The sequence below is a fragment of the Mesorhizobium sp. CNPSo 4661 genome (assembly GCF_057784215.1).
Genome location: NZ_JBWGIO010000020.1, coordinates 20,613 through 44,285, shown reverse-complemented (window position 1 = coordinate 44,285; position 23,673 = coordinate 20,613). Strand labels below are relative to the sequence as shown.

The 23,673-nt window shown below is 64.3% G+C and carries 19 protein-coding genes and 1 riboswitch; of the genes, 9 read left to right on the top strand and 10 right to left on the bottom strand.

The window, feature by feature from the left end:
• Positions 1–9: 9 nt before the first annotated feature.
• From AC0YKC_RS26970 to AC0YKC_RS26945, 6 genes are all read left to right on the top strand, one after another.
• The gene (locus tag AC0YKC_RS26970) at positions 10–1,224 is read left to right on the top strand and encodes a CpaE/TadZ family protein (protein ID WP_320295510.1); all 1,215 of its coding nucleotides are present in this window, start codon (positions 10–12) and stop codon (positions 1,222–1,224) included.
• Positions 1,221–2,642, top strand: a complete 1,422-nt coding sequence (locus AC0YKC_RS26965; RefSeq protein WP_434722997.1) for a TadA family conjugal transfer-associated ATPase — start codon at positions 1,221–1,223, stop codon at positions 2,640–2,642. Before AC0YKC_RS26970 ends, AC0YKC_RS26965 begins: the two co-directional genes overlap by 4 nt.
• A 4-nt stretch (positions 2,643–2,646) precedes the next feature.
• Positions 2,647–3,612, top strand: a complete 966-nt coding sequence (locus AC0YKC_RS26960) for a type II secretion system F family protein (RefSeq protein ID WP_488513293.1) — start codon at positions 2,647–2,649, stop codon at positions 3,610–3,612.
• A gap of 1 nt (position 3,613) precedes the next feature.
• A complete protein-coding gene (locus AC0YKC_RS26955; protein WP_488513292.1) occupies positions 3,614–4,576 on the top strand; it encodes a type II secretion system F family protein in 963 nt (320 codons plus the stop codon).
• A 328-nt stretch (positions 4,577–4,904) separates the two neighbouring features.
• Entirely contained in the window at positions 4,905–5,378 is a 474-nt protein-coding gene (locus AC0YKC_RS26950; protein WP_488513291.1) for a tetratricopeptide repeat protein, read from the top strand.
• Positions 5,379–5,553: 175 nt separating this feature from the next.
• On the top strand, positions 5,554–6,726 hold the full coding sequence (locus AC0YKC_RS26945; RefSeq protein ID WP_488513290.1) for a GGDEF domain-containing protein: 1,173 nt from the start codon (positions 5,554–5,556) through the stop codon (positions 6,724–6,726).
• 14 nt (positions 6,727–6,740) lie between these two features.
• Here AC0YKC_RS26945 and gcvP read toward each other — a convergent pair whose 3' ends face one another.
• Genes gcvP through gcvT form a run of 3 tightly spaced genes read right to left on the bottom strand, consistent with a single transcriptional unit; the run spans position 6,741 to position 11,044 of the window.
• On the bottom strand, positions 6,741–9,551 hold the full coding sequence (gene gcvP / locus AC0YKC_RS26940) for an aminomethyl-transferring glycine dehydrogenase (protein ID WP_488513289.1): 2,811 nt from the start codon (positions 9,549–9,551) through the stop codon (positions 6,741–6,743).
• 17 nt (positions 9,552–9,568) lie between these two features.
• A complete protein-coding gene (gene gcvH, locus AC0YKC_RS26935) occupies positions 9,569–9,937 on the bottom strand; it encodes a glycine cleavage system protein GcvH (RefSeq protein WP_434722992.1) in 369 nt (122 codons plus the stop codon).
• Between the two features lie 6 nt (positions 9,938–9,943).
• Complete coding sequence (gcvT, locus tag AC0YKC_RS26930; protein ID WP_488513288.1) at positions 9,944–11,044, bottom strand: glycine cleavage system aminomethyltransferase GcvT; 1,101 nt, start codon at positions 11,042–11,044, stop codon at positions 9,944–9,946.
• Positions 11,045–11,193: 149 nt separating this feature from the next.
• A riboswitch (glycine riboswitch) is annotated at positions 11,194–11,280 on the bottom strand.
• Positions 11,281–11,493: 213 nt separating this feature from the next.
• Here gcvT and AC0YKC_RS26925 point away from each other — a divergent pair.
• Positions 11,494–12,498 carry a hypothetical protein gene (locus AC0YKC_RS26925; RefSeq protein ID WP_488513287.1) on the top strand — a complete coding sequence of 335 codons (1,005 nt, stop codon included), beginning with the start codon at positions 11,494–11,496 and terminating at the stop codon, positions 12,496–12,498.
• Here the strand turns inward: AC0YKC_RS26925 and AC0YKC_RS26920 are convergent.
• From AC0YKC_RS26920 to AC0YKC_RS26890, 7 genes are all read right to left on the bottom strand, one after another.
• A complete protein-coding gene (locus tag AC0YKC_RS26920) occupies positions 12,495–12,920 on the bottom strand; it encodes a GNAT family N-acetyltransferase (RefSeq protein WP_488513286.1) in 426 nt (141 codons plus the stop codon). The genes AC0YKC_RS26925 and AC0YKC_RS26920 overlap by 4 nt on opposite strands.
• Entirely contained in the window at positions 12,920–13,729 is an 810-nt protein-coding gene (locus AC0YKC_RS26915; protein ID WP_488513285.1) for a molybdopterin-binding protein, read from the bottom strand. Before AC0YKC_RS26915 ends, AC0YKC_RS26920 begins: the two co-directional genes overlap by 1 nt.
• 1 nt (position 13,730) lies before the next feature.
• The gene (locus AC0YKC_RS26910) at positions 13,731–14,603 is read right to left on the bottom strand and encodes a cytochrome b/b6 domain-containing protein (protein ID WP_488513284.1); all 873 of its coding nucleotides are present in this window, start codon (positions 14,601–14,603) and stop codon (positions 13,731–13,733) included.
• Positions 14,604–14,701: 98 nt separating this feature from the next.
• Positions 14,702–15,373 carry a DUF1345 domain-containing protein gene (locus AC0YKC_RS26905; protein ID WP_320295523.1) on the bottom strand — a complete coding sequence of 224 codons (672 nt, stop codon included), beginning with the start codon at positions 15,371–15,373 and terminating at the stop codon, positions 14,702–14,704.
• A gap of 24 nt (positions 15,374–15,397) precedes the next feature.
• Positions 15,398–15,865 (bottom strand): YaiI/YqxD family protein, encoded by a 468-nt coding sequence (locus tag AC0YKC_RS26900; RefSeq protein WP_488513283.1) that lies wholly within the window; start codon positions 15,863–15,865, stop codon positions 15,398–15,400.
• A gap of 64 nt (positions 15,866–15,929) precedes the next feature.
• The gene (gfa, locus tag AC0YKC_RS26895; protein ID WP_488513282.1) at positions 15,930–16,499 is read right to left on the bottom strand and encodes an S-(hydroxymethyl)glutathione synthase; all 570 of its coding nucleotides are present in this window, start codon (positions 16,497–16,499) and stop codon (positions 15,930–15,932) included.
• 67 nt (positions 16,500–16,566) lie between these two features.
• Positions 16,567–17,694, bottom strand: coding sequence for an S-(hydroxymethyl)glutathione dehydrogenase/class III alcohol dehydrogenase (locus AC0YKC_RS26890; protein ID WP_488513281.1), 1,128 nt, complete (start codon positions 17,692–17,694; stop codon positions 16,567–16,569).
• Positions 17,695–17,944: 250 nt separating this feature from the next.
• Between AC0YKC_RS26890 and AC0YKC_RS26885 the strand changes: the two genes are divergently transcribed.
• Both AC0YKC_RS26885 and dnaE read left to right on the top strand, forming a co-directional pair.
• Complete coding sequence (locus AC0YKC_RS26885) at positions 17,945–19,957, top strand: acetyl-CoA carboxylase biotin carboxylase subunit (protein ID WP_488513280.1); 2,013 nt, start codon at positions 17,945–17,947, stop codon at positions 19,955–19,957.
• A gap of 114 nt (positions 19,958–20,071) precedes the next feature.
• On the top strand, positions 20,072–23,596 hold the full coding sequence (gene dnaE, locus AC0YKC_RS26880) for a DNA polymerase III subunit alpha (protein ID WP_488513279.1): 3,525 nt from the start codon (positions 20,072–20,074) through the stop codon (positions 23,594–23,596).
• Positions 23,597–23,673 lie beyond the last annotated feature (77 nt).

The window sequence follows — 23,673 nt, the reverse complement described above, 5'->3', positions numbered from 1 at the left end:
CTGACGACGATGGCATCTGGTAGCAAGACCAAGAAGATCCTGCTCGTTTCCACCGACAAAGTGTTTGTGCAGGACACGCGGACGGCCTTCGCCGCTTCCGAGGTGATCGAGCTTTTGACGGTGGAAAAGAGCGTCAATGAGCTGCGCGGCGAGGCCGTTGAGGCGGATTTCGGCACCGTCATCGTCGACATGGACGCGGCGAAGCTCGAAGAGATCGAGTCGCTGCAGCGCGTCATGCGGCGGCTGGAAGGCAGCGTTCCGGTGGTCGTCGTCACCCAGGAATTCAATGCGGCGGCGGTGCGCATCCTGGTGCAGCTCAAGGTCGCCGATTTCCTGGTCAAGCCGATCACCACGGCCGACCTCGTGCGTTCCGTCATCCGTGCGCTGCAAGGGCCGGGGCGGGAAGAGAACACCGAATCGCACATCTACACCTTCATGCCGGCCGCCGGTGGCGTCGGCACCACCACGCTCGCCCTGCAGACGGCCTTCCAGCTGCATCATTCGGTGACGCGCGGCGCCTCGACATGCGTCGTCGACCTCAATTTCCAGCAAGGCGCCTGCGCTGAATATCTCGACCTGGAACCGCGCTTCGACATCACGGAAATCGAGAACCAGCCGGAGCGCCTCGACCGGCAGTTGCTTGACGTGATGCTGTCCAAGCATGCGAGCGGGCTGTGCGTGCTTGCCGCTCCCACGCGCCCGTCCGACATGCGTTCGTTCAAGACCGATGTCGTGGTGCGCATGCTCGACCTCGTGGCGGCCTATTTCGACAATGTCGTCATCGACTTGCCGCGCACGTGGTTCCCCTGGACCGAGACGGTGCTGCTGGGTTCCAACAAGCTCTATATCGTCGCCGAGATGACGGTGCCCTGCCTGCGCCATACGCAGCGTCTCATCCAGGCCGTCTATGAGACCGCCGGCAAGGAAGTGAAGCCGAACGTCATCGTCAACCGCTTCGAGCAGAAGATGTTCGACAGCGGCATCAAGCAGGCCGACGTCCAGGAGATACTCGGCGAGCATTTCGTTGGCGGCATCTCCAACAATTACCGGCTGGTGCGCGAGGCGGTCGACCGCGGTGTGCCGCTGCACGCCATCGACCCCAACGCCAATGTCGTCAACGACCTGAAGAAGATCATCCTTCCGGAAGAGGCCGTCCAGACCATGGCCAAGTCGAAGTCGCTGTTCGGCCTGGGCAAGGGCTTGCTGAAGAGGAAAGCAGGATGAACAGCCGCTTTTCCAACCTGCAGAGTCGCGACGTCCGTCCGCAGCGTGCGCCGGAACCCGCGCCCGTCACGCACAATGCGGTCATCATCCCGACGACCCGCAAGCCGGCGCCGCCGAAGCCTGAAGCCACGCCCGCAAAAAGCGCCAACAAGGTGCTCGATGCGCGCGTGCGCATCCATCGCATGCTGCTCGAAGAGATCAACCTCGTGGCGCTGGAGCGGCTGCCCAAGGATGAAATGCGCCGTCAGGTGCATGAATTCGTCTCCGAGAAGACGCGCAATGAGCGGATGGCGATCAACAACGCCGAACTTGACGCGCTCGTCGACGACATCGTCGACGAGATGGTCGGCCTCGGCCCGCTGGAGCCGCTGCTCAAGGACCCCGAGATCAACGATATCCTGATCAACGGCCACGAGAATTGCTTCGTTGAAAAGCGCGGCAAGCTGCAGCAGGTCCACATCCCGTTCAAGGATGAGGCGCATCTGCTTCGAATCATTAATAAAATCGTTGCGGCGGTCGGCCGCCGCGTCGATGAATCACAGCCGATGGTCGACGCCCGCATGCTCGACGGTTCGCGCTTCAACGCCGCGATCCGCCCGGTCGGCGTCGATGGGCCGCTGGTGTCGATCCGCAAATTCTCCAAGAACAAGCTCGGCCTGCACAAGCTGGTCGAATTCGGCGCCATCACCCAGAACATGGCCGAAGTGCTGGCGGCGGCGGTGCATGCCCGCAAGACCACGATCATCTCCGGCGGCACCGGCACGGGCAAGACGACGATGCTCAACGCCTTGTCGGCCTTCATTCCGGAAGACGAGCGCCTGATCACCATCGAGGATGCGGCGGAGCTGCAATTGCAGCAGCCGCATGTCGCGCGCATGGAGACGCGCCCGGCCAATATCGAGGGCCACGGCGAATTGAAGCAGCGCGACCTTGTCAAGAACGCGCTGCGCATGCGCCCCGACCGCGTCATCCTCGGCGAGTGCCGCGGCGAGGAAGCCTTCGACATGCTGCAAGCGATGAACACCGGCCATGAAGGCTCGATGGCCACCATCCATGCCAACACGCCGCGCGATGCCATCTCGCGCCTGGAACAGATGCTCGGCATGACCGGCATGCCGATGACCGTGCAGTCGATCCGCAGCCAGATCTCCAGCGCCATCGACATCATCGTCCAGTTGACGCGCCTGTCCGACGGCAAGCGCAAGGTGACCAGCGTCGCCGAAGTGACCGGCATGGAAGGCGACGTCATCCAGATGCAGGAGATATTCCGCTTCGTGCGCACCGGCATGGAGGCTGACGGAAAGATCCTCGGCCACTTCGAAGCAACCGGCATCCGCCCACGCTTCCTCGAGGACCTGCGCAACATGGGCATCGAATTCCCGGGCAAGTATTTCGAACCCGGCCGGCCGCAGGACTAGGCCGGTGTTCGAGGGATTCAGCCCGGTCTACGTCGTTTACGCCGCGGCGGCGCTCACCGGCATCATGATCGCCGAGGGCCTTTATTTGCTCTATGCCGGGCGCAGCGATAAGCGCACGGCCATCAACCGCCGCATGAAGCTCGCGGAGAACAAGATCAGCCAGGAGCAGGTGCTGATCCAGCTGCGCAAGGAGCGCGGGATCGACGGCGGCAGCTCCATCTTTTCCCTCGACCGCTTCCGCGCCCTGCGCACGCAGTCCGGCATGACCACGCCGCTGCCGAAGTTCCTCATGGTCACATCGGGGATCGCTCTCGCTTTGGCGCTTGTCGGCATCTGGAAGGGCTTGCCGCTCCTGTTCGGCCTCATCCTGCTTCTCGTGTTGTTGCCGGTGCTGCCGGTGATGGTCATGCGCTTCATGCGCAAGCGCCGGCACAAGCGGTTCGGCATGCAACTGCCCGAGGCGCTTGAATTGATCACGCGCGGCCTGAAGGCCGGCCATCCGGTGCCGGTGGCTATTGCCATGGTTTCGCGCGAAATGGCCGATCCGATCGGCACCGAGTTCGGCGTCGTCGCCGACGAGGTGACCTACGGCTCGGACCTGGTCTCGGCGCTCAACAACCTTTTCGACCGGGTGGGGCACGAGGACCTGCCGCTGTTCGTCACGGCGGTGTCGATCCAGAGCAGCTCGGGCGGCAATCTGCGCGAGATCCTCGACGGCCTGTCGGCGACGATCCGCGACCGTGGCAAGCTGCGCCGCAAGGTGCGCGCCATTTCGACGGAAGGGCGCATGTCGGCCTACATCCTGACCGCGGTCCCGGTGCTCCTGTTCACCGCCATCATGGTGCTGATGCCACAGTTCTACCAGGATGTCTGGGACGTGCCGAAGACCTGGTACATGCTGAGCGGCTCCATCATCTGGCTGCTGCTCGGCAACGCCATCATGTTCAAGATGTCGAATTTCAGGTTCTGAGATGGAAGACGTCATCCGCTTCCTTGCTTCGCTCGCGCCGACCTCGCTGATGCCGATCGCCGTGCTGCTCCTGGTGCTGGGCGGCGGCGCCGTCGCCTGGCCGCTGGTGCTCGCCAAGGGCGATCGCGGCGATGTCAAGCGCCGGCTGAAGGTGGAGATATTGCAGCCGGTCGAGCAGGTGGAGCCCGCGCCCAAGAAGAGCACCAATGCCGTGCGCGAGAAGGCGGTGAAACGGGCGCAGGAGTTCTACGCCAAGAGCGACCCGGAAAATGTCGCGCGGCTGCGCCTGAGGCTCATCCAGGCCGGCTATATGGAGCCGCGCGCGGTCGGCATGTTCTTCCTGATCCGTTTCGCCGCGCTGGTCGGCGCGGCGCTCGGCGCATTCCTGGTCAACCACTGGGCGGCGAGCGCCGAGTCGACCATGACCAGCCGCTGGACCTTCATCATCCTGTCGGGGGCCGGCGGCTATTTCCTGCCTGGCCTGGTGCTGACGCAGAAGGTTCGGGAAAAGATGCGCGAATACCGCAACGGCTTTCCCGATTTCATGGATTTGATGATCGTCTGCTCCGATGCGGGCATGAGCATGGAGGCCGGCATCGAGCGGGTGTCCAAGGAGCTTGCCAGGACCTATCCGTCGCTCAGCCAGAACCTGATCCTGGTGTCGCTGGAGTTGCGGGCCGGGCGCAGCCTCGACGACGCGCTGAAGGCGCTTGCCGACCGCCTCAGCCTCGACGAGGTTCGCTCCTTCGCGACGCTGCTGCAGCAATCCAAGGAACTCGGCACCAGCCTGTCGGGTTCGCTGCGCGTCTTTTCCGACGAAATGCGGCACAAGCGCATGTCGCTGGCCGAGGAGAAGGCGCATGCCCTGCCGGCCAAGATGTCGGTCCCGGTGACGGTCTGCATCCTGCCGGTGGTGCTGATGATCGCCATCATACCGATCATCGTGAAGCTGACCGCCCACTGAGGATTCAGGTGAGGCCGGCCTGCAAACGGCAGCCTCCTGCGCTTCCGGTGCTCACGTACTTCAAGTACGCTCCGCTCCGGCCTTCGCCGGCCGAAGCCCTCATAAGGGTCTTCGCTCCAGGAAGGCTACGGCCGGCGTAGGCCGGTTCTCGGTGGCTACCGTTTTCGACTCGGCCTGCCCTGAATGGGCGGCATCTCAGGAGCACTGGTTAACGCACCCTTGGCGCGCAACCGAATTTTAGCTGCATTTCGGCACCGAAGCTTAATCGCTCTCCTGTATCGTCTTTTCCTGAAGAACGACCCGGCAAATCGGGCGATGGGGCAGGGGCATGCGTCAGAGACTTCCCAGGGCAGCGGCGGCGTTGGCGGCCGTCTTGATGATCACCGGCTGCACGACGGACAACAACGTCGACACGACCAAGACCACGGCGATCCAGCCGGTGGCCAAGGATATCAGCGCCAACGACCTCGTCGAAGGCAAGGCGCAGTTCCGCGAGGCGAATTTCGGCCTTGCCGAACAGCATTTCCGCAAGGCGGTCGAGCTCAAATCCGATAATGCCGAGGCGTGGATGGGGCTTGCCGCGTCCTATGACGAGCTTGGCCGCTTCGACTTCGCCGATCGCGCCTATGCGCAGCTGCTGAAGGTCGCCGGGCGCAAGCCGCAGATCGTCAACAACATGGGTTATTCGCAGCTTCTGCGCGGCAACAAGAAAAAGGCGCGCGCGCTGCTGCTCGAGGCCAAGGCCGGCATGGCCGACCAGACGGTGGTCAACGCCAATCTGGCGCTGCTCAACAAGGGCTGATCCCTCCGCGGGTTCCCGTTTCCCGTGTGCCGTCGAGGGACTTCGCCTCTGATGTCGACGCTTTGTAAACCCTTTGCCGAGGTAGCGTTGGGCATTCGCTGAAAACGGTTTGCGCCGGCCGCCGCCAGCCTACATTGAGGGACGACGGGCACTCGCTAGAGGCAGTTCTTCACCGATGTTGGATTTCAGTTCGCTCCTGCTCGCCGCGGCGCTGTCGGGCACATGCCTCAGCATCACCATGTTTGCAATCTGGCTCACCACGCCGCGGGCGCGCTTCGTGCTCACGGTCGCCTGCGGCATCTTGGTGCTCGTCGCCCACGTCGTCGCGTTCTGGCGCTATACCAAGGATCCCGAACCCTGGCTGTGCCAGATCGTGCTGGCGCTGCTGACCCTGGGTTTCCTGATCATCTGCCTGTCGGCCATGCAGTATCTCGGCTTTCGCGACTACCGTCGCGCCATCGTGCCGACGTTGGCCGCGATGGCAGCCTGCGCGATCGTCACCTTTCTCGGTTTCGACGGCATCGGCTTCCAGATCACCTATGCGGCCGTGACGGCGCTGCTCGTGGCGATCGGGACGATGTTCTGGATGAAGGGGGATCACGATCGCCAGATCCTGCTCGTCGTTTCGTTCCTCAGCGGCGCCTGCGGCCTGTCCTTCGCGCTGTGCGGCCTGACGTTGCTGGCGCAAGGGCAATGGGCCCTCGGCGCCGCGCCCGACAATTGGGCGGAGCGGCTGAACTCTGTCGTCGCGGTCGCCTGCATGACCGGGCTCGGCGCGCTGACGCTTTCGCTGCACCACCTGCAGGCGCAGATCGAGCTCAAGGCCGAAACCATGACCGATCCGCTGACCGGCCTGATGAACCGCAGGGCGCTCAACGAGCTTTACGGCGATCGCAGCTTCGGTCCGTTCATGGCGATCGCGATGTTCGATCTCGACCATTTCAAGATGACCAACGACGTCTTCGGCCACCCCGTCGGCGACCAGGTCCTTTGCCGCTTCGCGGCGGTGATCAAGAAATACGGCAGGGCAGGGGTCGACGCCTTCCGGCTGGGCGGCGAGGAATTCGCGCTCGTCATGTCGCGCGTGACACCGGAAAAGGCGCATGACATGGCAAGCCGGATCGGCGTCGCGTTCGGCACGGAGATCGTGCCTACCCATCGCGGCCCGCTGCGCAGCAGCGTCAGCGGCGGCATGGGCTTCGGCTCGGCCGCGGGCCGTCCCCTGCACGAGGTGCTGGCGCAAGCGGACGCCACGCTTTACGCGGCCAAGCGCGCCGGGCGCAACCGCGTCATCGCTCAGGTCGAAGCGGACCAGCCCGATGCCGGGCCGGCCCTGAGAACCGCCTGAGCAAACGTCGGCGTCTACTCCGCTGCGCCGAGATATTCCGACAGCGGTGGGCAGGAGCAGACCAGGTTGCGGTCGCCGGCGACGTTGTCGATGCGCGAGACCGGCGGCCAGTACTTCGCCGCCAGATCGGCGTCGCCCGCCGGATAGGCCGCCTCCAGCCGCGAATAGGGATGCTTCCACTCACCGGCAAGCGCTTCCGCCGCGGTGTGCGGGGCGTTGACCAGCGGGTTGTCGTTGGACGGCCACTCGCCTTTCGCCACTTTCGCCGCCTCGCCGGCGATGGCGATCATCGCCTCGCAGAAGCGGTCGAGCTCACGCTTGGGTTCGGACTCGGTCGGCTCGACCATCAGCGTGCCGGCGACCGGGAACGACATGGTCGGCGCGTGGAAGCCGTAGTCGATCAGGCGCTTGGCGATGTCGTCGACGCTGATGCCGGCGCTTTCCTTGAGCACGCGCGTGTCGAGGATGCATTCATGCGCGATGCGGTCGCTCCTGCCCTTGTAGAGCAGCGGGTAGTGTGGTGCCAGTCGCGTCGCCACATAGTTGGCCGAAACGATCGCCGTCTCGGTCGCCTGCTTCAGGCCGGAGCCGCCCATCATGCGGATGTACATCCAGGTGATCGGCAGGATTGAAGCGCTGCCGAAGGGAGCGGCGGCAACGGCATGCGCCGAGCCTTCCGTGACATGGCCCGGCAGATAGGGCTTCAGATGCGCCCTGACGCCGATCGGGCCGACGCCCGGACCGCCGCCGCCATGCGGAATGCAGAAGGTCTTGTGCAGGTTCATGTGGCAGACGTCGGCGCCGATGTCGCCGGGGCGGGCGAGGCCGACGAGCGCGTTGAGGTTGGCGCCGTCGAAATAGACCTGGCCGCCATGCTCGTGGATCAGCGCGCAGAGATGGCGCGCGCCTTCCTCGTAAACGCCATGCGTCGAAGGGTAGGTGAACATCAGCGCCGCGAGGTCCTTGGAATGCTCGTTGGCCTTCGCGCGCAGGTCGTCCATGTCGATGTTGCCGTCGTCCAGGCAACGCACGACGACGACACTCATGCCGGCCATCGCGGCGCTCGCCGGATTGGTGCCGTGTGCGGAGGACGGGATCAGGCAGATGGTGCGGTGGCCTTCACCGCGCGCGCGGTGATAGGCGCGGATGGCGAGCAGGCCTGCATATTCGCCCTGGCTGCCGGCATTGGGCTGCAGGCTGACGGCGTCGAAACCGGTGATCTCCGACAGCCAGGCTTCCAGGTCGCCGACCATCTTGAGATAGCCCTCTGAATGACCGGCCGGCGCGAAGGGGTGCAGGTTGGCGACGCTCGGCCAACTCACCGGCATCATCTCGGCGGCGGCGTTGAGCTTCATGGTGCAGGATCCGAGCGGGATCATGGTGCGATCGAGCGCGAGGTCCTTGTCGGCCAGCCTGCGCAGGAAGCGCATCATCTCGGTTTCGGAATGGTTGTCGCGGAAGACCGGCTGGGTGAGGAATTCCTTGCCGCGCGGCTTGCCAGGCATGGAGCCGCCTTCCGCCGCGCCGGGCTTGGCCCCGAACAAGGCGGCGATCGCCTCGAGATCGGCTTGCGTGGAGGTCTCGTCGAAGGCGATACTGACGCGGTCGGCGTCGATGACGCGCAACAGCCGGCCGGTGTTTTCGGCGGCAGCGGCGATAGCGCCGGCCTTGCCCTTCACCTCGGCCGTCACCGTGTCGAAGCGGCTTGCGCCGAGGACGGATACACCGGCTGCCTTGAGACCCGAGGCAAGACGGCCGGCCAACCCGTGGATCTGACCGGCAATTGCCTGCAGCCCGGGGGGGCCGTGCCAGATCGCATAGGCCGTCGCCATGTTGGCCAGCAGCGCCTGTGCGGTGCAGATGTTGGAGGTCGCCTTGTCGCGGCGGATGTGCTGCTCGCGCGTCTGCAGCGCCAGCCGGTAGCCCGGGCGGCCCATCGTGTCCGTCGACTGACCGACGAGGCGGCCGGGCATTAGGCGGGTCAGCTTGTCGGAGACGGCGCAATAGGCGGCATGCGGACCGCCAAAGCCCATCGGCACGCCGAAACGCTGCATCGGGCCGACGGCGATGTCGGCACCAAGTTTTGCCGGCGCGTCCGTCAGCGTGAGCGCCAGCGGGTCGGCGATGAAGACGACGAGCGCGCCGGTCGCGCGGGCCTTCTCGATTGCCGCCTTGTGGTCGCCGTAGACGCCGAAGGTGTCCGGCCAGGAGACGAGCAGGGCGGCGGTGTTGTCGTCGATCGTCTCGCCGTCGACCTCGATGTCGAGCGGTTCGGCGCGGGTGCGCACGACGTCCAGCGTCTGCGGATGCGGCGTGCCGGCAAGCGCCACCTTGGTGCGCTTGTCGCGGTGGTGGCGCAGCGCGATGCCGACGGCTTCGGCGACGGCGGTGGCTTCATCGAGCAGCGAGGCGGACGCCACCGGCAGGCCTGTCAGTTCCGTCACCAATGTCTGAAAGTTGAACAGCATTTCCAGCCGGCCCTGGCTGATCTCGGCCTGGTAGGGCGTGTAGGCCGTGTACCAGGCCGGATTCTCGAACAGGTTGCGCTGGATGACCGGCGGCACGAAGACGCCATGATAGCCGGCGCCGATGAAGCTCTTCAGCACCGTGTTCTTCGCCATGATCGCAGACAGTTCGGCCAGCGCTTCCGCTTCGCTGGCCGGAGCCGGCAGGTTGAGCGGCTGGTCGAGGCGGATCGATCTCGGCACGGCCTGGCTGATCAGCGTTTCGACGGACGGAACGCCGAGCACGGCGAGCATGGCTCTGACATCGTTGACGCCCGGGCCGATGTGGCGGGCCGAGAAGGGAGTAAGCACTGCGGTCATGTCTTTATGTCCTGATATCAGCCAATATGGGCTTTGTAGGCGGTCTCATCCATCAGGCTGTCGAGCTGGCTTTCGTTGGCGAGCTTCATCTTCCAGAGCCAGCCGTCGCCGGTCGCGGCCGAGTTGACCAGCGAGGGATCGGCCGACAGCGAGGCGTTGGCCTCGGTAATCTCGCCGTCGGCCGGCGCGTAGACGTCCGACGCCGCCTTGACGGATTCGACGACGACGGCGGTGTCGCCCTTGGCGAGCTTGCGGCCGATTTCCGGCAGCTCGACGAAAACGAGATCGCCGAGCTGTTCCTGCGCATAGTCGGTGATGCCGACGGTGGCGACGCCGCCCTCGACGCGCAACCATTCATGGTCTTCGGTGAAATAGGTCTTTGCCATCGGGACTTATCCTTTGCGGTAGCGATGCGGCGTGAAGGGCAGGGACGTGACGTCGACCGGGATTTTCGTCCCGCGGACGTCGGTGAAGAGTTTCGTGCCGGGCTTGGACAGCGGCGTGTTGACGTAGCCCATGGCGACCGGGTGCCCGGCCGAAGGGCCGAAGCCGCCGGATGTGACGTGGCCGGCCGGATTGCCGTCGGCATCGATCAACGCCGCGCCCGCGCGCACCGGCTGGCGTCCGTCGGGCTTCAGGCCGACGCGCTTCTGCGACGGCCCGCGCTCGAGGATAGAGCGCAGCGCGTCGGCGCCGATGAAATGACCCGAGACCCGGACCTCCTTGGGAATTGCCCACATCAGTCCGGCGCTTGCCGGATCAATCTCGGGCGTCAGGTCCTGGCCGTGCAGGCAAAGCCCAGCCTCGAGCCGCAGGCTGTCGCGGGCGGCAAGGCCGATCCACTGCACGCGCTCGTCTTCCAGGAGTCTGGCGACGAGATCGCGGGCATCCTTCTCCGGCAAGCCGATTTCGAAGCCGTCCTCGCCGGTGTAGCCGGAACGGCTCATGAACCAGTTTTGCCGCGGCTCGACCCCATGCATGAAGAGCAGCGAGCCGGTTTCGATGCCGGCCCGCGCCAGGGCTGCCCAGGCGTCCGGTCCCTGGATCGCCAGGAAAACCCGGTCGAGCGGGTCGACCCTGGCGTCGAAATCGGCGCAGAGGTCGCGCAGATGCTTCTCGTCCTCCACCGCGTTGCCGGCATTGGCCACCACCATGAACCGGTCATCGCCCAGGCGCGTCACGATCAGGTCATCGATGATGCCTGCCGCCTCGTTGAGGAAGAAGGTGTATTTGGACTGCGAGATGTCCAGCGCGCCGGCATCGAGCGGGCAGGCTCGGTTCAACAACGCGATGGCTCCCGGACCGGCGACCTCGAACAGCTTCATATGCGAGATGTCGAACAGGCCGGCATGCTCGCGTGAGTGAAGATGCTCCTTCATCACGCCGGGCGGGTAGGTGAGCGGCATCGACCAGCCGGCGAAGGCGCCGAAACGCGCACCCTCGGCCTGATGCAAATCCTCGAGGGGTAGATGTCTGGTGTCGTCGCCTGTCATGTCTTCTCCAGAGTCGCACGCCAATCGACCGCCAATGGCGGCCTAGTCGTGCCCCTCTGTCTGAAGCCTGAGAGACTCGCGCCCCGTAACTCTGTCGGCAGCGCTTACACCTTCGGCGCGGGAAGATTCCCGACTTTCCAGAGTTGTCTTTCCCGTCCACGGTTCTTTTGCCTGAGAGATTTCGGGCGATTTCCCCTTCGGCGACAGCTTACGCTGCTCTCTCCCGCAAACAGGTAGGACTCAGTCACCTGAGTCCTCGACGCGCCATCCATAGCCCGTCGGCGACACCTTGTCACCTCCCAGCGACATTTTCAGGCGCGGGGCGCTATTGGACCAGATCCTCCGCACCGGCAAGGCTTCGCTAACCACTCCATTTGCCGGTTTCTCAAGACAATGCTGATAAACCTGACGGGATAACGCCGGCAACGGGCGACGGGCAGGGACGGCAAATGGGCGAATTGATCATGAGCGCTCCGGTGGCGGGGCTGACCTCGAAGAACAAGATCACGGCCGAGGACGTGACGATGCTGCGGCGCGAGGTTTTCGCGGACGGCGTGGTGAGCCGCGGCGAGGCCGAGGCCCTGTTCGCGCTCGACCAGACGGCGCGCGACAAATGCGGCGAATGGGCGTCGTTCTTCGTCGAGGCGGTGACCGATTACATCGTCCATCAGGAAAAGCCGGAAGGCTATATCTCTGAGGAGAATGCCGACTGGCTGGTCCGCACGATCTCGCGCGACGGCATGGTCGACAGCCACACCGAGCTCGAGCTGCTGGTTCATGTGCTGGAGGAAGCGAAATCCTCGCCCGGCCAGCTCTCGGCCTATGCGCTGGAACAGGTCGAGCATGCGGTGATCGACGGCAAAGGCCCGTTGATGCTCGGCGGCGATCTCGTGCCAGGGCTAATCGCCAAGGCCGAGGTCGATCTGTTGCGGCGCATTCTCTATGCCTACGGCGGCGACGGCAACATCGCCATCAGCAAGGCCGAGGCTGAGGTCCTGTTCAAGATCAACGACCGGACCGCGACCGCCGACAACGATCCGTCCTGGAACGACCTCTTCGTCAAGGCGATCGCCAACTATGTCATGTGCTCGACCGGCTACGAACCGCCGACGCGGGAAGTGGCGCTGCGCCACGAGACTTTCCTCGACGAGGCAGGCCCGACGCTTGGCGGCTTCTTCAGCCGGATGGTCTCGGGCGGATTCGCCGCGATCCTCGAAGCCTATCATTCGCCCGGCGACATCGAGGCCGAATGGGAAGCCAGGAACCGGGCCACCGAGGCGCTTGCCCGCCGCGCCGAGACGATCGATGCCAGCGAAGCCGAATGGCTGGCCGAGCGCGTCGGCGGCGGCCAGCGGCCGCTGCGCGACAACGAGCGCGCGCTGCTGACGCTGATCAGGCACGCTTCGCCGGAAATCCATCCGGCGCTGAAGCCGCTGCTTGAGAAGGTGGCTTAGGCAGCGACCGTCTTGCAGAGGATGATGTTGGAATGGCCTTCGGGCCACCCGGTCAATTCGGCCATGCGGTCGAAACCGGCTTTCTCGTAAAGGCCGGGCGCCTGGAAGTCATGGGTCGAAACCCATATCCGCAGCGAGCCGCGCGCGGCGGCCTCCACGACGAAGGCATCGAGCAGCTTCCTGCCGTGGCCGAGGCCTCGATAGGCCTCGTCGACCCACATCAGCGTGAGCTCGGCAATGCCGGCCCAGGAATAGCCGGCGGCGGCCCCGACCGCGCGCCCTTCATCATCCCGCAGCGTAAAGACGAGGGCACGGTCGTCGCTACGGCCTGTCAGCCGCCGGTTGTCATTGTCGAGACGCTGCTCGATGGCATCCAGCCCTGCCGCCGCAAGATCATGCTCGGCCTGCGGGCGAGGGGCCATCAAATCCCGCCATACCAGTCGTAGCCATTGTCCTCCCAATAGCCGCCGCGCCCGCCGCCGACATTGGCAAAACTGTCGACCAGCTCGATCTTGTAGACGTATTTCGGCATCTTGTAGCCGAGCTGGCGCTCGACCCGCACGCGCAGCGGCGCGCCGTTTTCGACCGGCAGCGGCTTGCCGTTCAGGCCATAGGCCAGGATCGTTTGCGGATGGCGGGCGTCGATCAGGTCGATCGTCCCGTAATATTTGATGTCGCCGGACAGGCTCTGCTCGATCGTGTCGAGGCAGTGGAACATGACGTAGCGGGCCTGCGGCTTGACCACCGCCTGGTCCAGCACCAGCGACAGCGGCGTGCCGGTCCATTTGGCGATGCAGCTCCAGCCTTCGACGCAGTCGTGGCGGGTGATCTGGGTGCGGCTCGGCATGTTCTGGAGCTGCTCGCGGGTCAGCGACAACGGTTTTTCGACGAGGCCTGAAACCTCCAGGCGCCAGTCGGCGAAATTGTTGGCGAGCAGACCCTTGTAGGTGTCGTCATCGGGCGCGGTGCTGCCATTCGGCCGCTGTGGCTGGCGGATATCGGCCTCGGTGAATTCCGGCGCCAGCGCTTCGCGACCGGCGAGCAGGCGTTGCGCGCGGTATGTCAGGCCATTGGCGTTTTCGAGGAAGCTGCGCAAGCCGCCGCCGATGCCCAGGCCGCTGTCGAAGGCGTCGCAGCCCGACAGCGCGATGCCGGACAGGCCGAGGCTGCTGGCGGTGAGGAACTTTCTTCGACTCATTTGGAGCTTGGGGCTGATCTGGAATTTTGCCATGTCAGGCACTCCTCTCGGTCGGTTGGTCCTGCTTGGCGGGCGGGTCGGTGCGGTACCAGCCGGTGATGATCGAGCGCAGCTCGTTGATCGGGCCGGCGGCCAGGATCATCAGGATGTGGATGACGAAGAAAAGCACGAGCAGCACCATGACGGTGAAGTGGATGGTGCGTGCCGTCTGCCTGCCGCCGAGGATTTCGTTGAGCCAGGGCAATACCGAATTCATGCTCGGCGACATGGCGAGGCCGGTGACGATCATCAGCGGCAGAAGCACGAAGAGCACGCCGCCATAGGCCATTTTCTGCAGCGTGTTGTATTCGCGCGTGTGATGGAATTTCAGCTTCGCGTGGTCGACGATGTCGCGTGGGAGCTTGCGCAGGTCCGACACGCGAGGGGCGAGGTCGCGGCGGATATGGCCGTTGATCAGCCCGGCGATCAGCCAGACGAGCAGCGTTGAAGTCAGGATCCAGGCGAAGAAGAAATGCACGACGCGGGCGGTGCCGAGATCGTAGTAGGACGGGATCGTCGCCCAGGCAGGGAAGCCGCGCGGCGTCTCCTGTCCCGGCGGCCCCGACCAGCCGAGCACGCCGGTGGTGTCGAAGCGATGGCCGAGGATTTCGGTGAAGCCGCGCGGGCCGTTGGCGGTGTTTTCGGCGCCGATCTGGAGGATGGTGTTGTTGAACTCGAAGCCGGACTGCTTGCCGATATAGAGCTGCGGCCGTGCGTTGAAGATCTGCAGGCCGGAAAGCAGCATGAAGAAGAGCGAGAAAGCCCAGATCCAGTGGGTCAACCGCGTCCAGCGCGACTGCCGGTAGATAAGGGTCGTGTCCTTGCCGTCCGCCGTGGGGGCGGATTGGTCGTTGGCAACAGTGTCCATCTTGCCTCCGGCCGCCTCCTGCAGGCGGCTTCTCAGATCATTGTCTTCCCCTCAATACGTCGCCGCACAAGGCAATGTTTCATGCAATCACGGATTTATTACGGAGCGCCCAGGCTGACCGCGAGATTGACCGCCGCGGCAACGATCACCGTGTTGAAGAAAAAGGTCAGGATCGAGTGGACAAGCACGACCAGCCGCATCTGCGAGGTGGTGACGGCCGTGTCCGCCGTCTGCGCCGTCATGCCGATGACCGTCGCGAAATAAAGGAAGTCCCAGCCTTTCGGCCTTTTGCCGCCGGGAAAATCAAGGCCGCCGACCGGCATCTTCTTCTGGGTTTTCTCGTCGATCTCGTCGCCGTCTTTCCAATAGAGATGCGCATAGTGCAGCGACGCCATGGCGTGGATGGTGAACCAGCCAAGCGGGATCGACAACATGGCGAAGGCGAGCTGCAGGGGATGCGCGGCATCCTTCTGGTTGATGAGCAGGAACAGCGAAACGATGGCCGCGCCGACGACAAAGAGCGTGACGGCAAAGATTAGCAGTACCGGCAGGTCGGTGGCGCGCGCGTTCTTGCTGAGATAGCGGCCGGTAAGGCTCGGCATCAGGGCCAGCACCAGGGCGATATAGCTGACAAAGAACACGTTGGCGCCGATCGAGTAGGGAAGCGGCGCGCGCAGCAGCAGGGCAAGCAGCAGTGCCACGATGCCGATGGCCGCGGCGAGGGCGAATTGCATGTGCCGATGCATCGGCGTCTTGAGATCCTCACCCATGGCCCGAGCCCTGAAGACGTTGGATCAGTCCGGTGTGACGGATTTGAGCGCGCGCCGCAAGATGCGGTCGAGCTCGCCGAGAAACTGCGAGCGGTCCTTCTGCGTGAAGGAGGCATTGAAGCCCCGGCTCTCGCCGGTTTCGCGCAGATGCTGCTTGAGATCGCGCATCGCCACCGCCATGCCGATGGTTTCCGGCGTGAACGGGCGACCGGTAGGGCCGAGCACATGCGCGCCGAGCGCCACCGTGCGCGCGGCAAGCGGAATGTCGGCCGTCACCACGATGTCGTTGGCCCTGGCGTTCTCGACGATCCAGTCGTCCGCCGCGTCCGCGCCCTTGGAGACGACGATGTTGCGGATCATCGGATCGCGCGACGGGCGCAGGCCGCCATTCGAGACGTAAGTGACGACGATGCCATGGCGCTCCGCGACCTTCTCGACCTCGGCCTTGACCGGGCAGGCGTCGGCGTCGACATAGATGACAGGTGCGGGCAATCGTGCCTCCAAATGCGCAAAAGGGCCGGCGCTGGCCGGCCCTTCGCATAAATCTCGCACGAAGTCAGGCCGGAAGCGCGCCCGACTTCTTCGCCGTCCAGGTGGCGATGTAGTCCATCAGGCCGGGGTTGAGGCAGTCATAAGGCTCCAGCCCGATCGACTTCAGCTGGCCGCGGATGCCGTCCATGCGGCTCGGATCAACGCCGGATTCGATGATCGAGGAGACGAAAGCAGTGAAGCCCGGCGGCGACCAGCCGTCTTCCTCGAAACGCTCGGGATGGATGAAGGACAGGCCCTTGAACGCATGGTCGCGCTCGACCGGCCCGTACATGTGCACGCCGCAGCCGGTGCAGGCGTGGCGCTGGATGAGCGCCGAGGGGTCGACCACCTTCAGCTTGTCGCCATTTTCGGTGACGGTGACGTCGCCAGTGCCGGCAACGGCCACCACCGAGAAGATCGCGCCGTCCGGCTTCCAGCATTTGGTGCAGCCGCAGGCATGGTTGTGGGCAATCTGACCCTTGACCTTCACCTTCACCGGATTGCTGGTGCAGAGGCAGACCAGCGTGCCCCCGGCGAAGGATGCGCTCTCCTTCGGCAAGCCATTGTCGATCTTCGGATGCAGTTTTTCGGCCATTTACACTTCCTCCCATGTTTGACCACAGAGGTCGCGGGCATTCCGGCCTGCGGCCTGGTGGCTTTCCTCAATAAACCACGACACTCCGGATCGACTTGCCCTCATGCATCAGGTCGAAACCCTTGTTGATGTCCTCGAGCTTCAGCGTGTGGGTGATCATCGGATCGATCTGGATCTTGCCGTCCATGTACCAGTCGACGATCCTCGGCACATCGGTGCGGCCGCGCGCGCCGCCAAAGGCGGTGCCCATCCAGCTGCGGCCGGTGACCAGCTGGAACGGCCTGGTCGAAATCTCCTGGCCGGCGCCGGCGACGCCGATGACGACCGACTTGCCCCAGCCGCGATGCGAGGCCTCCAGCGCCTGGCGCATCACCTTGGTGTTGCCGGTGCAGTCGAAGGTGTAGTCGGCGCCGCCGATCTGGTCGGCGCCGCGCTTGGTCAGGTTGACCAGGTAAGGCACGATGTCGCCGTCGATCTCCTTCGGATTGACGAAATGCGTCATGCCGAACTTCTCGCCCCAGGCCTTCTTGTCGTTGTTCAGATCGACACCGATGATCATGTCGGCGCCGGCAAGGCGAAGCCCCTGGATGACGTTCAAGCCAATGCCGCCGAGGCCGAAGACGACCGCCGTCGCGCCCTGCTCGACCTTGGCGGTGTTGATGACGGCGCCGATGCCGGTCGTGACCCCGCAGCCGATGTAGCAGATCTTGTCGAAGGGGGCGTCGGGATTGACCTTGGCGACAGCGATCTCGGGCAGCACGGTGAAGTTGGAGAAGGTCGAGCAGCCCATGTAATGAAAGAGCTTGTCCTTGCCCATCGAGAAGCGCGAGGTGCCGTCCGGCATCAGGCCTTGCCCTTGCGTGGCGCGGATGGCGGTGCACAGATTGGTCTTGCGCGACAGGCAAGACGGGCACTGCCGGCATTCGGGCGTGTAGAGCGGGATGACGTGGTCGCCCTTCTTGACCGAGGTCACGCCCTTGCCGACATCGACGACGACCCCGGCGCCCTCATGGCCGAGGATCGCCGGAAACAGGCCTTCCGGATCGGCGCCCGACAGCGTGAACTCGTCGGTGTGGCAGATGCCGGTCGCCTTGACCTCGACCAGTACCTCGCCATCGCGCGGCCCTTCGAGGTCCACCTCCATGATCTCCAGCGGCTTTCCGGCGGCAACGGCTACGGCGGCACGCGTTTTCATGAGGCACTCCTCCCAAGCAATCTGTAAGTTTTGGCTAACGGCAAGCTGTTTATGGCGAATGCCAGCCTGCCATCCCTCCGGCGTTACGGCAAGCTTAGCGAGTTCCGGGCTGGCGGCCAACGTCTGTTGCGACGTTTTTCGGCGCGGTTTCCGTAATCGGCGCCAGCCGTGGGAGCTGGCCCGCGGGCACTTGAGGCGCGCCGGAATTGTCCATAGAACTGGACCGCTTCGCCGGAGGAACGACATCCGAATGTTCAAGAAGATCCTGGTCGCCAATCGCGGCGAGATCGCCTGTCGCGTCATCAAGACGGCGCGCAAGATGGGGATTGCCACCGTTGCGGTCTATTCGGATGCCGATCGCGATGCCCTGCATGTCGAAATGGCCGACGAGGCGGTGCATATCGGACCGCCGCCCGCCGCGCAGAGCTATCTGCTGCCGGAGAAGATCATCGCCGCTTGCAAGGAGACAGGGGCGGAAGCCGTGCATCCGGGCTATGGTTTTCTTTCGGAACGTGCCTCATTCTGCGAGGCGCTGGAGAAGGAAGGCATCGTCTTCATCGGGCCGAAGCCCAAGGCCATCAAGGCGATGGGCGACAAGATCGAATCGAAGAAATTCGCCAGCGAAGCCAAAGTCTCCACCGTGCCCGGATGGCTGGGTGTCATCGAAGACGCCGACCATGCCGAAAAGATCGCCGGCGAGATCGGCTACCCGGTGATGATCAAGGCCTCGGCCGGCGGTGGCGGCAAGGGCATGCGCATCGCCTGGAGCAAATCGGAAGTGCGCGACGGCTTCGACAGGGCTCGCTCGGAAGCGAAAAGCTCCTTCGGTGACGACCGCGTCTTTATCGAAAAATTCGTCGTCGACCCGCGTCATATCGAGATCCAGGTGCTGGCCGACGCGCATGGCACCGCGCTCTATCTCGGCGAGCGCGAATGCTCGATCCAGCGCCGCAACCAGAAAGTGGTCGAGGAGGCGCCGTCGCCATTCCTCGACGCCAAGACCAGAAAGGCGATGGGCGAGCAGGCGGTGGCCCTGGCCAAGGCCGTCGACTACCAGAGCGCCGGCACCGTGGAGTTCATCGTCGACAAGGACAAAAACTTCTATTTCCTTGAAATGAATACGCGATTGCAGGTCGAGCACCCGGTGACCGAGCTTGTCACCGGCATCGACCTGGTCGAACAGATGATCCGCGTCGCCGCCGGCGAGAAGCTCGGCATCAAGCAGAGCGACGTGAAGCTCAACGGCTGGGCGGTGGAAAGCCGCCTCTACGCGGAAGATCCTTTCCGCAATTTCCTGCCGTCGATCGGCCGGCTGACCCGTTACCGGCCGCCCCATGAGGGCACGTTCGGCGACATCGTCATCCGCAACGACACCGGCGTCGCCGAAGGGTCGGAAATCTCGATGTTCTACGACCCCATGGTGGCCAAGCTCTGCACCTGGGCGCCGACCAGGCTCGAGGCGATCGACGCCATGTCGGAGGCGCTGGACAGCTTCGTCGTCGATGGCATCGAGCACAACATTCCGTTCCTGGCGGCGCTGATGCAGCACCCGCGCTGGCGCGAGGGGCGGCTGTCGACCGGCTTCATCGCCGAGGAATATCCGGACGGCTTCGCGCCGGTCGAGCCCGATGGCGCGGAGAGGGCCGTGTTCGCCGCTGTCGCAACGGCGATCGAACTGCTGCGCCGCGACCGGCTCGATCGTCTCGACGGCAGGCTGGCGCCGCATTCCGGCCATCTCAAGCGCGATTGGGTGGCGAAGATCGGCGCCGACTATCTTCCGGTCGCGATCGTCGACGGGATGATTTCTATTCCGATGGAGGTCGATTTGTCGATCGACGGCGGCAAGCCGTTGACGGTCGCTTCGGACTGGCGGCCGGGCGACGCGATCTGGCAGGGCACGGTCGGCGCCGACAGGGTCACGGCGCAGATCCGTCCGGCGCTGAACGGTTTGCACATCGCCTGGAAAGGCATGTCGGTGATGGCGCGCGCCATGCTGCCGCGCACCGCGGAGCTTGAAAGGCTGATGCCGGAGAAGCTGCCGCCCGACACCTCGAAGATGCTGCTCTGCCCGATGCCTGGCCTCGTCGTCTCGATCGCCGTCGCGGAAGGGCAGGAGGTCAAGGCCGGCGAAACGCTTGCCGTGGTCGAGGCGATGAAGATGGAAAACGTGCTGCGCGCCGAGCGCGACCTTACTATAGCCAAGCTCAACGCCAAGCCTGGCGACAGCCTGGCGGTCGACGCGGTGATCATGGAGTTCGCCTGAGACGAGGCGATACCTGGCCGCAAGCCTGTGGGTCGATTGTGCTGGACTGGCATGACCCCGTCCGGGACAATACATCTGCATAGATTTTGAGTCTTTGGGATAGCGCGAAAAAACATGGCGGATGAACGACTTCCCCGCGACCCCTTGCAGCGTGAAGCTGCCGTGAAGGCCGCGCGTCCGGAAGTGCCGGCGCGGACCTTCATCCATCTGCGCGTGCATTCGGCCTATTCGCTGCTCGAGGGCGCCTTGCAGCTTGGCGCGATCGTCGGCCACGCGGTCAAGGACGAGGCGCCGGCGATCGCGGTCACCGACACCAACAATTTGTTCGGCGCGCTCGAATTCGCCCAGAAGGCGGTCAAGGACGGCATCCAGCCGATCATCGGTTGCCAGGTCGATCTCGCCTTCTCCGGGGAGGCGAGCGACGGCCAGCGCGACCGCCGCCGGCATGGGCCGGAGATGTCGCCGGTCGTGCTGATCGCCGCGAGCGAGGCCGGCTATGCCAATCTCGTGCGGCTGATCAGCAAGGTCTATCTGGAGACACCGCCCGGCGAGCCGGTGCATCTGACCAGCGCCATGCTGGAAGGCAAAAGCGACGGCCTGATCTGCCTGACCGGCGGGCCGCGCGGGCCGATCGGCTCTGCCTTGAAGGCCGATCGCCGCGACCTCGCCGAACAGCGACTGCTGTTCCTCAAAGGCCTGTTCGGCGACAGGCTCTATGTCGAGCTCGAGCGGGTCACGGGCTATGACCGCATGGTCGAGAAATCAACCGTCGATCTCGCTTACACCCATAAACTGCCGCTGGTCGCCACCAACGAGGCGTTCTTCTCCAAGCGCGACGACTACGAGGCGCATGACGCGCTGATCGCCATCGCCGAAGGGTCGGTGGTGGCCGCCGACAACCGCCGGCGGCTTGCGCCGGACAATTTCCTGCGCAGCCAGGCCGACATGGCGCGGTTGTTCTCGGACCTGCCGGAAGCGATCGACAACACGGTCGAGATCGCCATGCGCTGCTCCTACTATCCGAAGAACCGCAGCCCGATCCTGCCGCGCTTCACCGGCGCCGATGCGGCCGACAAGGACGCAGCCGAGAAGGCGGAGGCGGCGGAGCTTGCACGGCAGGCGCGCGAAGGGCTGGAGGCGCGGCTTGCCGCGCATGGGCCGACGCCGGGCTACACGGTCGAGCAATATCGCGAGCGGCTCGAATTCGAGCTCGGCATCATCGAGAAGATGAAGTTCCCCGGCTACTTCCTCATCGTTGCCGACTTCATCAAATGGGCGAAGGCGCAAGGCATTCCGGTCGGGCCGGGCCGCGGTTCGGGCGCCGGATCGCTGGTCGCCTATTCGACCACCATCACCGATATCGACCCGCTGCGTTTCTCGCTGCTGTTCGAGCGCTTCCTCAATCCGGACCGCGTCTCGATGCCCGACTTCGACATCGACTTCTGCCAGGACCGGCGCGAGGAGGTGATCCGCTACGTCCAGCAGAAGTATGGCCGCGACCAGGTCGGGCAGATTATCACCTTCGGTACGCTGCAGGCGCGCGCGGTGCTGCGCGACGTCGGCCGCGTGCTGCAGATGCCTTACGGCCAGGTTGACAAGCTGAGCAAGATGGTGCCGCAGAATCCGGCCAATCCGGTCAAGCTAGCGGACGCCATCGCCAACGAGCCGCGCTTCGCCGAGGAGGCGGAGAAGGAGCCGATCGTGCAGACGCTGCTCGATACGGCGCAGAAGCTCGAAGGCCTCTACCGCCATGCCTCGACGCATGCCGCGGGCATCGTCATCGGCGACCGGCCGCTGTCCGAGCTGGTGCCGATGTACCGCGATCCGCGCTCGGACATGCCGGTTACCCAGTTCAACATGAAATATGTCGAGCAGGCCGGGCTGGTGAAATTCGACTTCCTCGGCCTGAAGACGCTGACCGTGCTGGAAACGGCGGTGAAGCTGATCCGCCGGCGCGGCGTCGACATCGATCTCGCGACGATCCCGCTCGACGACAAAGAGACTTACTCGATGCTGTCGCGCGGCGAGGTGGTCGGCGTGTTCCAGGTTGAAAGTGCGGGCATGCGCAAGGCGCTGATCGGCATGCGGCCGGACTGCATCGAGGACATCATCGCGCTGGTCGCGCTCTACCGTCCCGGCCCGATGGAGAACATTCCGACCTACAACGCCAGAAAGCATGGCGAGGAGGAGATGGCCTCGATCCATCCGAAGATCGACCACCTGGTGAAGGAGACGCAGGGCGTCATCGTCTACCAGGAACAGGTGATGCAGATCGCGCAGGAGCTCTCCGGCTATTCGCTCGGCGAAGCCGACCTTCTGCGCCGCGCCATGGGCAAGAAGATCCGCGCCGAGATGGACAAGCAGCGCGAGCGTTTCGTCACGGGCGCGGTCGAGCGCGGTGTCAGCAAGCCGCAGGCCGACTTCATCTTCGACCTCCTGGCCAAGTTCGCCGACTACGGCTTCAACAAATCACACGCGGCGGCCTATGCGGTCGTGTCCTACCAGACCGCCTATCTCAAGGCGCATTACCCGGTCGAGTTCCTGGCGGCGTCGATGACGCTCGACATGAGCAATACCGACAAGCTGGCCGATTTCCGCCAGGACGCCATGCGCCTCGGCATCGAGGTGGTGGCGCCGTCGGTGATGTCGAGCTTCCGTCCCTTCGAGGTCGGCGAGAACAAGATCTTCTATTCGCTGGCGGCGCTGAAAGGCGTCGGCGACGCGGCGGTCGAGCACATCGTCGACAAGCGCGGCGAAAAGCCGTTCAAGAACCTTGCCGATTTCTGCGAGCGCGTCGATCCGAAGATCGTCGGCAAGCGCGTCTTCGAAAGCCTGATCATGGCCGGTGCGCTCGATTGCTTCGGCCACGACCGCGCCCAGATGATGGCCGGCGTCGAGCGGATGATGGGCCTGGCCTCGCTGGCGCAGCAAAACGCCATCTCCGGCCAGACCGACATTTTCGGCGCGTCGCTCGGGAGCCAGTCGCAGGCGCTCAACCTGCCCGTGACCGATCCGTGGCTTGCCGCCGACAAGCTGCACCGGGAATTCCAGATCGTCGGCTTCTATCTCTCGGCGCATCCGCTCGACGAGTACAAGGCCGCACTGCAAAAGATGCGGGTGCAGAACTGGGCGGAATTCTCGGCTGCGGTCAAACGCGGCGCAGCGGCCGGACGCCTCGCCGGCACGGTCACTTCCAAGCAGGAGCGCAAGACCCGCACCGGCAACAAGATGGGCGTTGTGCAGTTTTCCGACACGACGGGACAGTATGAGGCTGTGCTGTTTTCCGAAGGTCTGGCGCAGTATCGCGACATGCTGGAACCCGGCAGTTCGGTGGTGATTATGGTTGCAGCCGAAGACAGGCCCGAGGGCGTAAACCTGCGCATTAACTCGGTGCAATCACTGGACGATGAAGCCAGCCGCATCCAGAAAGCGCTACGCATCTTTGTCAGAGACGATGGACCATCATCGATAATTCAATCGCAGCTCAAACAGCGTGGCGACAGTCAAGTCAGCATCATCGTTCTCAAGGGAGAGGCGCAGGGCGAGGTTGAGATAGGCTTGGGTAATTATCGCGTCTCGCCACAAATCGCCTCCGCCATGCGTGCGGTGCAGGGCGTGGTGGAAGTGGAGTTGGTCTAACTTCTTGTTTTTACGCAATTTCGGGCAGAAAACCGCTGCGCACTTTTCTTGGAATTGCTCTAAAGCGCGTCGCGCTG

Bases quoted from the DNA above. Each gene is read 5' to 3' on its own strand.
- AC0YKC_RS26925 (WP_488513287.1), top strand. From the start codon at position 11,494: ATGGGCGAATTGATCATGAGCGCTCCGGTGGCGGGGCTGACCTCGAAG.
- AC0YKC_RS26965 (WP_434722997.1), top strand. From the start codon at position 1,221: ATGAACAGCCGCTTTTCCAACCTGCAGAGTCGCGACGTCCGTCCGCAG.
- AC0YKC_RS26910 (WP_488513284.1), bottom strand. From the start codon at position 14,603: ATGGACACTGTTGCCAACGACCAATCCGCCCCCACGGCGGACGGCAAG.
- AC0YKC_RS26945 (WP_488513290.1), top strand. From the start codon at position 5,554: ATGTTGGATTTCAGTTCGCTCCTGCTCGCCGCGGCGCTGTCGGGCACA.
- gfa (WP_488513282.1), bottom strand. From the start codon at position 16,499: ATGGCCGAAAAACTGCATCCGAAGATCGACAATGGCTTGCCGAAGGAG.
- dnaE (WP_488513279.1), top strand. From the start codon at position 20,072: ATGGCGGATGAACGACTTCCCCGCGACCCCTTGCAGCGTGAAGCTGCC.
- AC0YKC_RS26905 (WP_320295523.1), bottom strand. From the start codon at position 15,373: ATGGGTGAGGATCTCAAGACGCCGATGCATCGGCACATGCAATTCGCC.
- gcvH (WP_434722992.1), bottom strand. From the start codon at position 9,937: ATGGCAAAGACCTATTTCACCGAAGACCATGAATGGTTGCGCGTCGAG.
- AC0YKC_RS26920 (WP_488513286.1), bottom strand. From the start codon at position 12,920: ATGGCCCCTCGCCCGCAGGCCGAGCATGATCTTGCGGCGGCAGGGCTG.
- AC0YKC_RS26885 (WP_488513280.1), top strand. From the start codon at position 17,945: ATGTTCAAGAAGATCCTGGTCGCCAATCGCGGCGAGATCGCCTGTCGC.
- gcvT (WP_488513288.1), bottom strand. From the start codon at position 11,044: ATGACAGGCGACGACACCAGACATCTACCCCTCGAGGATTTGCATCAG.
- AC0YKC_RS26970 (WP_320295510.1), top strand. From the start codon at position 10: ATGGCATCTGGTAGCAAGACCAAGAAGATCCTGCTCGTTTCCACCGAC.
- AC0YKC_RS26950 (WP_488513291.1), top strand. From the start codon at position 4,905: ATGCGTCAGAGACTTCCCAGGGCAGCGGCGGCGTTGGCGGCCGTCTTG.
- AC0YKC_RS26955 (WP_488513292.1), top strand. From the start codon at position 3,614: ATGGAAGACGTCATCCGCTTCCTTGCTTCGCTCGCGCCGACCTCGCTG.
- AC0YKC_RS26915 (WP_488513285.1), bottom strand. From the start codon at position 13,729: ATGGCAAAATTCCAGATCAGCCCCAAGCTCCAAATGAGTCGAAGAAAG.
- AC0YKC_RS26890 (WP_488513281.1), bottom strand. From the start codon at position 17,694: ATGAAAACGCGTGCCGCCGTAGCCGTTGCCGCCGGAAAGCCGCTGGAG.
- gcvP (WP_488513289.1), bottom strand. From the start codon at position 9,551: ATGACCGCAGTGCTTACTCCCTTCTCGGCCCGCCACATCGGCCCGGGC.